At 69.8% G+C, this 7,939-nt stretch carries 7 protein-coding genes and 1 pseudogene; 4 read left to right on the forward strand and 4 right to left on the reverse strand.

What is annotated here, in order from left to right; genetic code table 11:
* Positions 1-829, reverse strand: a pseudogene (locus tag ACESL7_RS10215) (transcription-repair coupling factor); the annotation flags it as partial.
* A gap of 21 nt (positions 830-850) precedes the next feature.
* Positions 851-1,378, reverse strand: coding sequence for a component of SufBCD complex (locus ACESL7_RS10220; RefSeq protein ID WP_372893222.1), 528 nt, complete (start codon positions 1,376-1,378; stop codon positions 851-853).
* A 186-nt stretch (positions 1,379-1,564) separates the two neighbouring features.
* Here ACESL7_RS10220 and thpD point away from each other — a divergent pair, with 186 nt between their 5' ends.
* The 3 genes from thpD (at position 1,565) to ACESL7_RS10235 (ending at position 4,421) form a co-directional block, all read left to right on the forward strand.
* On the forward strand, positions 1,565-2,533 hold the full coding sequence (gene thpD / locus ACESL7_RS10225; RefSeq protein ID WP_372893223.1) for an ectoine hydroxylase: 969 nt from the start codon (positions 1,565-1,567) through the stop codon (positions 2,531-2,533).
* A 194-nt stretch (positions 2,534-2,727) separates the two neighbouring features.
* A complete protein-coding gene (gene hemB, locus ACESL7_RS10230; protein ID WP_372893224.1) occupies positions 2,728-3,738 on the forward strand; it encodes a porphobilinogen synthase in 1,011 nt (336 codons plus the stop codon).
* Between the two features lie 125 nt (positions 3,739-3,863).
* Complete coding sequence (locus tag ACESL7_RS10235; protein ID WP_372893225.1) at positions 3,864-4,421, forward strand: lipid-binding SYLF domain-containing protein; 558 nt, start codon at positions 3,864-3,866, stop codon at positions 4,419-4,421.
* A gap of 186 nt (positions 4,422-4,607) precedes the next feature.
* Here the strand turns inward: ACESL7_RS10235 and gyrA are convergent, their stop codons facing one another.
* A complete protein-coding gene (gyrA, locus tag ACESL7_RS10240; RefSeq protein ID WP_372893226.1) occupies positions 4,608-7,340 on the reverse strand; it encodes a DNA gyrase subunit A in 2,733 nt (910 codons plus the stop codon).
* Positions 7,341-7,530: 190 nt separating this feature from the next.
* Here gyrA and ACESL7_RS10245 point away from each other — a divergent pair, with 190 nt between their 5' ends.
* Positions 7,531-7,794, forward strand: coding sequence for an usg protein (locus ACESL7_RS10245; protein WP_372893227.1), 264 nt, complete (start codon positions 7,531-7,533; stop codon positions 7,792-7,794).
* A gap of 53 nt (positions 7,795-7,847) precedes the next feature.
* Here the strand turns inward: ACESL7_RS10245 and ACESL7_RS10250 are convergent, their stop codons facing one another.
* Positions 7,848-7,934 carry a DUF2834 domain-containing protein gene (locus ACESL7_RS10250; protein WP_372893228.1) on the reverse strand — a complete coding sequence of 29 codons (87 nt, stop codon included), beginning with the start codon at positions 7,932-7,934 and terminating at the stop codon, positions 7,848-7,850.
* Positions 7,935-7,939 lie beyond the last annotated feature (5 nt).

Consider the following 7,939-nt stretch of genomic DNA (forward strand, 5'->3'; position numbering starts at 1 on the left):
CGGGCGCCTGCGGCAGGTAGTCGAAAAGCGTCTCCAGCCGGTCGTGGAAGAAGGGCAGCCAGTGCTCGGCCCCCTGCGGCTTGCGTCCCGCGCTGACGGCCTCGTAGATCGGATCGTCCGCACCGGTCGCGCCGAATTCGAGGCGATAGGTCTGCCGGAAGCGCCGGATCGCCGCCTCGTCGAGGATCACCTCGGAGACGGGCGCGAGTTCCACGCGCTGCAGCGTCTCGGTGGTGCGCTGGCTCGCCGGGTCGAAACGGCGCGCGCCGTCGAGCGTATCCCCGAAGAGATCGAGACGCACCGGACCGCCCTCGCCCGGCGGGTAGATGTCGATGATGCCGCCGCGGATCGCGTAGTCGCCGGGCTCCGTCACCGTGGGCGCGTTCGAAAAGCCCATCCGCGCGAGGAAGTCGCGCAGCCGGGCCTCGTCGATGCGCCTGCCGACCTCGGCGACGAAGGCCGCCTCGGCCAGCACGTCGCGCGCGGGGATGTACTGCGTCACGGCATTGAGCGTCGTCAGCAGCACGAAGCGCCGCGGCGCGCCGTGCACCAGCGCGGCGAGCGTCGCCATGCGCGCGGCCGAGACGTCGGGGTTGGGCGAGACGCGGTCGTAGGGCAGGCAATCCCACGCCGGGAAGGTCAGCACCGGCATCGTGGGCGCGAAGAAGGCGAGCGCGGCGCGCATCGCCGCCATGCGCCGGTCGTCGCGGGCGACGTGGATCACCGGGCCGCCGGCGCGCTCGACCTCGCGCAGGACGAGCTCGGCGTCGAAGCCTTCCGGCGCGCCGCCGATGGTGACGCGCCCGGCGCCTGAGACTGGGCCGTTCATCGTCTGGAGGTCTCCTGTTCCTCAGCCCGCCAGCGGCAGCCGCGACAGGTTCTGATACATGCCCCAGAGGGCGGTGAGAAAGATCGCGAGCATGCCCAGCGCCTGCGTGACGACGCGCTGTGTGCGCAACGCGCGCCGCAGCGCGTCGCCGGCGAGCGCCTCCGCCCGGATACGCCGCGCGGCGCGCAGCCCCATGGCCCAGACGAGGCTCAGGGGCAAGAGCAGACAGAACAGCGCCTGCGCGACCTCGACGCGGTAGAGGAAGCCGAGAAGCGCCAGCATCGTCAGCGCGAAGCTCGCCGCCCCGACAAGCCACAGACCGCCGACCCGCGCGATGTGGAGCATCCGGTCGACGTTGATGCGCACCAGCTCCTCGAGGTCGTGTTCGGCCGCACCGTCGCGCCGCGCGGCGCGAAGCACCATGTCGTAGGGCACGCCCAGCACCCAGTGACTGGCCATCGACCATGTCACCGCGAGCGCGATCCAGAACCAGAGGCTCGAAAAGGACCGCGTGTCGATCACCTCGAAAACGGCGTTCGGCCAGTCCACGGCCACCCCCTTGCACCCCGCGACGCGGGTTTCTACCTAACGCCCGCACGCGCGATTGCCCAGACCCGCGCGGCGATCCTCTTTCTTTCCGCGCCGCGCGTCCGGGGGAACCCGGGGGCAGGACGTCCGTTCCGTCGGACGGACGCCGCGCGTCCCGACCGCAGCCGAACGAGAGGAGGATTTCCGATGGAAATGACCGCTTCACGACGCCGCGATTTCGATATCGCCGGGGCCCATATCGACGACGCCTATCCGACGCGGGGCGACGGCCCCGAGCGCTGGCCCGAACGCTGGATCGACCGGGCCGATCCGGTGGTCTGGTCCGACTGGACGCCGGACGCGCCGATCACGCAGGACCAGGCCGCAGGCTTCGCGCGCGACGGCTTTCTCGTGCTCCACAATCTCTTTGCGCCCAGGGAAGTCGAGGCGCTCGTGGAGGCCGCCGCGCAACTCCGCGCCGAGGGCCGCGACCGCGCCGGCGACGACGTGGTGACCGAGCCCGGCTCGGACGCGGTGCGCACCATCTTCCGGCTGGAGGATCACGACGCGCTGATGGCGCGCCTCGCGCGGGACCGGCGGCTTGCCGGGGTCGCGCAGTTCCTGCTCGGCGACGCGGTCTACATCCACCAGTCGCGGCTCAACTACAAACCCGGCTTCTCTGGCAAGGAGTTCTACTGGCACTCCGATTTCGAGACCTGGCACGCAGAGGACGGGATGCCACGGATGCGCGCCGTTTCGGCCTCGCTCCTGCTCACGGACAACCGCGCGCAGAACGGCGCGCTGATGCTGATGCCGGGCTCGCACCGCACCTTCGTGAGTTGCGTGGGCGCCACGCCGGAGGACAACCACAAGAGCTCACTCAAGGCGCAGACGGTCGGCACGCCGTCGCCCGAGAGCCTGACGAAGCTCGCCGAGGCGCACGGGATCACCGACGCGGAAGGCCCGGCGGGGACGCTCATTCTCTTCGATTGCAACACGATGCACGGCTCGAACGGGAACATCACGCCCTTCCCGCGCTCCAACGCCTTCTTCGTCTACAACGCGGTCTCGAACGCGGTGACGGAGCCCTTCGCGGCCGCGACGCCGCGGCCCGAGTGGCTCGCCCGGCGCGGCACGCCCGAGCCGCTCGAGGTGGCGACGGGCGCACTCGCCTGAGCGCACCGCGGCGGTCCCTCCGGGCCGCCGCAGATGGCCGCGCGCCGGGGCCGGGGACGAGAGGCCCCGCGACGCACGGGCGGGCGCGGGCTCCGTCGGCACACGGCTGTGGCGTCGGCGCGGGGAGCTGTCAGGAGGACTGGACAGCGAGGGCGCGCTCGGGCATGGCTCCCTCGACACGAGGAGGACCGCCCATGCAGCCCGTTCAGGCCCCCTTCCCCGCCGGCCGTTTCCGCCGCGCCCGCGCGCGCTCCGCGACCCGCGCGCTCACGCGCGAGACGGTGCTGACGGTCGAGGATCTGATCTGGCCCGTCTTCCTGCGCGACGGAGAAGGCGTCGAGGAGGAGATCCCCTCGATGCCCGGCGTGCACCGGCTGAGCGTCGACAAGGTGGTGGAGGCGGCGCGGCGCGCCGCCGACCTCGGCATCCCGGCGATCTGTCTCTTTCCCTACACCGACCCGGCGAAGAAGACGAAGGATTGCGCCGAGGCGTGGAATCCCGACAACCTCAGCAACACGGCGACGCGGGCGATCAAGGCCGCGGTGCCGGAGATCGCGGTGATGACCGACGTCGCGCTCGACCCCTACAACATCGACGGCCACGACGGCTTCGTGCGCGACAGCGACGGCACCGTCGTCAACGACGCGACGGTGGAGGCGCTGGTGAACCAGGCGCTCAGCCAGGCCGAGGCCGGGGCGGACATCATCGGCCCGTCGGACATGATGGACGGGCGCATCGGCGCGCTGCGCGACGCGCTGGAGGGGGCGGCCTACCATGACGTGATGCTGCTCTCCTACGCGGCGAAATATGCCTCGGCCTTCTACGGGCCGTTCCGCGACGCGGTGGGCGCCTCCGGCGCGCTGAAGGGCGACAAGAAGACCTACCAGATGGACCCGGCAAACACCGACGAGGCGATGCGGCTCGTCGCGCGCGACCTGTCCGAGGGCGCGGACGCGGTGATGGTCAAGCCGGGGATGCCCTATCTCGACATCTGCCGCCGCGCGAAGGACGCCTTCGGCGCACCGACCTACGCCTATCAGGTCTCGGGCGAATACGCGATGCTCGAGGGCGCGGCGCGGCAGGGGTGGCTCGACGGCGACCGGGTCATGCTGGAAAGCCTTCTGGCCTTCAAGCGCGCGGGCTGCGACGGCATCCTGACGTATTTCGCGCCCCGCGCGGCCGAGGCGCTCGCGCGCGGGCGGTAAGCCGCGGGCGGCGCGTCAGCGGCGGCGTGACAGCGCCGCCGCGAGCGGGTATGCTAGGACGCGAGCCGACCCGGAAGAACAGTCGGCCGTCGAGGATCAGGCAAGCAACCACAGGGCACAGCAGCATGACGGTCATCGGACGACGCGGGCTCATGGCGGGACTGGCAGCCGCCGGGCTGACGGCAGGATGCGGCAACGGCGTGGGCAGCGTCGGACCCGCCACCATCGACGGCCGGGTGGAAGCCACGCTCGAGCGGATGTATTCGACACTTCCCGATACGCGCATCCTCGCCGACAAGTCGGTGGGCATGCTCGTGATGCCCGTGATGACCGAGGCGGGCCTCGGACTTGGTGGCGCCTACGGGCGGGGCGCGCTGCGCATCGACGGCGCGACGGTGGATTACTACTCCGCCGCGCGCGGCAGCGTCGGCCCGCAGATCGGCGTGCAGCAATACAGCCACGTCCTGTTTTTCATGACCACCGAGGCGCTGGAACGCTTCCGCAGCGGCCGCGGCTGGGCCGCGGGGGCGGATATCGAATACGCGTTCAACGACCTCGGCGAGAACATGAGCGCCGAGACGACGACGACGCGCACGCCGGTGATCGCGGTCGTCTTCGGCCAGGCGGGGCTGCGCGCGGGCGCGACGCTCGAAGGCACGAAATACACCCGGATCATCCCCTGAGGGCTGCCGCCCGGGACCGCGGCGGGCGCCCGAGCGGCATGGTGACGGCACCCTGTCCCGCGATACCTGGTGGCAGCCGCGTGGCGGCGCCTTCACGCGGGGCGCCCTGAGCTTCGGCGCCGCCTTGCGCGCGAGCGCGCCAGCACGCGGGCCGGGTGCGACGGACCCGGCGTCGGCGACGGGGGCTCAGCCCTCGCCGTCCTCCTCCTCCTCGCCCTGCTCGGCGATCCAGGCGACCGAGACGACCTCCTCGCCCTGGCGGGTGTCGAAGACCTTCACCCCGCCGGCGCTGCGCGAGCGGAAGGAAATCCCCTCCACCGGAACGCGGATCGACTGCCCGCGCGAGGTGGCGAGCATGATCTGGTCGTCCATCTCGACCGGGAAGCAGGCCACCACAGGCCCGCCACGCATCGCCTTGTCGATCGCCTGCACGCCGAGGCCGCCGCGCCCGCGGACGGGATAGTCATGGCTGGACGAAAGCTTCCCCAGCCCCTTCGCGGTGATCGTCAGCAGAAGGTTCTCGGCCGCCGACATCGCGGCGTAACGCTCCGGGGAGAGCTGACCCTCGGCGACCGGCGTCTCCTCCTCGTCGGGTTCGGCCTCGTCTTCGGGGCTGCCGGCCATCAGGCGGCGCTGCTTGAGGTAGGCGGCGCGCTCCTCCGGGTTCGCCTCGAAATGGCGGATGATCGACATCGAGACCACCCGGTCGCTGTTCTGCAGCCGGATGCCGCGGACGCCGGTGGAATCGCGTCCCTTGAAGACGCGCACCTCGGTCGTGGGGAAGCGGATCGCGCGGCCCGAGTCCGTCACCAGAAGCACGTCGTCGTCCTCGGAGGCGATGCGCGCGTTCACGAGTTCCACGCCCTCGGGCAGCTTCATCGCGATCTTGCCGTTGCGCATCACGTTCGTGAAATCCGAGAGCGCATTGCGCCGGACGTTTCCGGCCGAGGTGGCGAACATGATCTGCAGGTCGGCCCATTCCTCTTCGGGGCGGTCCACCGGCATGATCGCGGCGATGGAGACCCCCTGCGGGATCGGCAGGATGTTGACGATGGCCTTGCCGCGCGCGGTTCGCGCGGCGAGCGGCAGGCGCCAGGTCTTGAGCTTGTAGACCATCCCGTCGGTGGTGAAGAACAGAAGCGGCGTGTGCGTGTTGGCGACGAAGAGCGTGGTGACGACATCGTCCTCCTTCGTCGCCATGCCCGACAGGCCCTTGCCGCCGCGCTTCTGCGCCCGGTAATCGGCCAAGGGCGTGCGCTTGATCCAGCCGGACTGGGTGACCGTCACCACCATGTCCTCGCGCTCGATCAGGTCCTCGTCCTCGAGATCGCCTGCCCAGTCCACGATCTCGGTGCGCCGCGGCACGGCGAAGAGCTCGCGCACCTCCGCGAGCTCGTCGCGGATGATCGCCATGATCCGTTCGCGCGAGCCGAGGATCTCGAGGTAGTCCTTGATCTTCGCGGCGAGCTCCTCGAGCTCGTCGGTGACCTCCTTGACGCCGAGCTGCGTCAGCCGCTGGAGGCGCAGGTCGAGGATCGCGCGCGCCTGCACCTCGGAGAGGTTGTAGGTGCCGTCGTCGTTGATCGTGTGGGTGGGGTCGTCGATCAGGCGGATGTACTCCGCGATGTCGGCCGCGGGCCAGCGCCGTTCCATCAGCTTCGCGCGCGCCTCCGCGGCGTCGGCGGAGGCGCGGATGGTCGCCACCACCTCGTCCACGTTCGACACGGCCACCGCGAGGCCGCAGAGGACATGACTGCGCTCCCGCGCCTTGCGCAGCAGGTAGGCGGTGCGCCGCGCCACGACCTCCTCGCGGAAGGACAGGAAGGCGGTGAGGAAGCCGCGCAGCGTCAGCTGCTCGGGCTTGCCGCCGTTCAGCGCCAGCATGTTGCAGCCGAAGGTGGTCTGCATCGGCGAGAAGCGCCAGAGCTGGTTGAGCACCACGTCCGGCGTCGCGTCGCGCTTGAGTTCGATCACCACGCGCACGCCGTCGCGGTCGGACTCGTCCTGAACATGCGCGATCCCCTCGATGCGCTTTTCGCGCACCGCCTCGGCGATCTTCTCGATCAGCGCGGACTTGTTCACCTGATAGGGGATTTCGTCCAGAATGATGGCGAAGCGGTCCTTGCGCAGCTCCTCCACCCGGGTCCGGGCGCGCAGGATCACGCTGCCACGACCCTCGAGATAGGCCTTGCGCGCGCCCGACCGGCCGAGCATCACGCCGCCGGTCGGAAAATCCGGCCCCGGCACATATTCGATCAGCCGCTCGGTCGAGAGGTCCGGTTCCTCGATCAGGGCAAGGCAGGCGTCGACGACTTCGCCGAGGTTGTGGGGCGGGATGTTGGTGGCCATGCCGACGGCGATGCCGCCCGCCCCGTTGACCAGCATGTTGGGAAAGCGTGCCGGCAGGACGGTGGGCTCGCGCTGCTTGCCGTCGTAGTTGTCCTGGAAATCGACCGTCTCCTTGTCGATATCGGCAAGAAGGTAATCGGCCGCCTTGGCCATGCGCACCTCGGTGTAGCGCATGGCCGCCGGGTTGTCGCCGTCCATCGAGCCGAAGTTGCCCTGCCCGTCGAGGAGCGGCAGCGACATCGAGAAGTCCTGCGCCATCCGCACGAGCGCATCGTAGATCGCCGCGTCGCCGTGCGGGTGATACTGGCCCATCACGTCGCCGACGGGGCGGGCGGACTTGCGGTAGGGCTTGTCGTAGGTGTTCCCCGTCTCGGACATCGCGTAAAGAATGCGCCGATGCACGGGTTTCAGGCCGTCGCGCAGATCGGGGATCGCGCGGCTGACGATCACGCTCATGGCGTAATCGAGGTAGGAGGCGCGCATCTCGTCGGCGATCGATATGCTCGGGCCCTCGTGGGGCACGCTCGGGATTTCCGGAGAATCCTCAGGCGGTTCAGGGGTATCGGTCACGGGAATCCTGCTCGTCTGACGGGGGCCTGCCACATGGCCCGTGCGCGTCTATAACACCCCCGCTCCGGCCCGCGCAACGCCACCCCGCAGCGCTGTCAGCAGCCGGAGTGCATGGCTGCCAATACATTGTTTTCATTGAAATATACATCCCGTCGGGCATCATTTCCGGACGACTCAGCGGGAGGCGCAGATGACCGAGACGGAACTCATGCTCAAGGGCTACGGCCTGACCACGGCGGAAGTCTTCTACCGGATGCCCGACTACCGGAACGTGCTGAACACCTTCGTCTGGCAGGACTACGACCTCGCGCCGGATCACCCCCGGCTCTTCCGCTTCATCGAGTTCTGGCAGGAGGAGATCGAGGGCCCGCTTCACTCCGTGCGCTTCGCGCACCGCAAGCTCGTCGCGCCGGGCGAGTGGCGCAGCGTCGTGGGCGAGTTCACGCTGCACTGACCGCCCCCGGGGCCCGGGCGCAGCCAAGGCACAATGCTGCATCCTAAGACCGCTCAGACGGTGCGGGTGGCGAAGCGTGCGCGGAAGTAGAGATAGAGCGGCAGCCCGCAGCTCACCCCGATGCCGAAAATCGTCGGGATCGCAA

The organism is Rhodosalinus sp., from assembly GCF_041685465.1.
Classification (GTDB): Bacteria; Pseudomonadota; Alphaproteobacteria; order Rhodobacterales; family Rhodobacteraceae; genus Rhodosalinus.